Origin of the sequence: Parvimonas sp. D9 (assembly GCF_035282565.1) — a bacterium.
Classification (GTDB): Bacteria; Bacillota; Clostridia; order Tissierellales; family Peptoniphilaceae; genus Parvimonas; species Parvimonas micra.
Genome location: NZ_JAYKBM010000181.1, coordinates 1 through 262, shown reverse-complemented (window position 1 = coordinate 262; position 262 = coordinate 1). Strand labels below are relative to the sequence as shown.

Sequence of the window (262 nt, the reverse complement as noted above, 5' to 3'; positions counted from 1 at the left end):
ACAAGTATACGTTATCGCGGCTTCTCATTTTATTACAAAGATAATGATAATAAATATAAAGAAATCTTTGATGAAATACTGGCCTATAATTTTAAAACAGTAAAAGTATTACGTAATATTGATGATACCAAAGTATCTTTGATTGATACGAAATATGGTCGCTATGTTTTTAAAGTCTTTGCTCCGAAAACGAAAAGGAATGAACGTTTTTTAAAATCTTTTGTAAAAGGTGACTACTATCAGAATTTGATCGTTGAAACCG

General features: G+C 28.6%; 1 protein-coding gene. It reads left to right on the top strand.

The genetic code is table 11. The annotated features are described in order from the left end of the window. Positions 1–262 (top strand): lipopolysaccharide core heptose(II) kinase RfaY (locus tag VJI94_RS08480; protein WP_324009047.1); only part of this gene is annotated, 262 nt, incomplete at both ends.